The sequence below is a fragment of the Legionella yabuuchiae genome (assembly GCF_900640115.1).
Taxonomy (GTDB): Bacteria; Pseudomonadota; Gammaproteobacteria; order Legionellales; family Legionellaceae; genus Legionella_A; species Legionella_A yabuuchiae.
Window position 1 is genome coordinate 1 of record NZ_CAAAIW010000081.1, and the last position, 492, is coordinate 492.

Below are 492 nucleotides of genomic sequence, written 5' to 3' on the forward strand. Positions count from 1 at the left end.
AAGCAATACATTGAAATCATAGAGCCATTAATCTCTGAAAATATCGTATACGTTGATGAGTCAGGTATCGATAGCTTTGTATCCAGGGAGTACGCATGGAGTGAACGAGGAAAAGAAGTTGTTAGTGAAAAATCAGGTAAACGCTTTGCCAGAGAAAGTTTTGTAGCAGGTTTAATCAATAAAAAATTAGTTGCTCCGATTTGCTATCAAGGCACTATGGATAGTGTTTTATTCAATTTCTGGTTAAGTAACTTCCTCCTACCCGAAATTGGAAGTGGTAAAACCATTGTAATGGATAATGCAGCTTTTCATAAATCTCCAGATACGGCTTCTATTATCACTAATGCAGGTTGTGAGTTGATCTTTCTTCCACCTTATTCACCAGATCTAAATCCAATTGAGAAATGTTGGGCAAATTTAAAAAAGAAAATTAAGAATGAAATTGCTAATTTTGATTCTTTAGCTCAGGCGATTGATCATGCTTTTCAGGGG

1 protein-coding gene is annotated in these 492 nt (G+C 35.6%); it reads left to right on the plus strand.

Features of this window, described 5'->3' with window-relative positions; translation table 11 throughout:
• Positions 1-492, plus strand: a 492-nt coding sequence (locus tag E1O47_RS12145; RefSeq protein WP_133131487.1) for an IS630 family transposase, incomplete at both ends; no start/stop codon positions are given.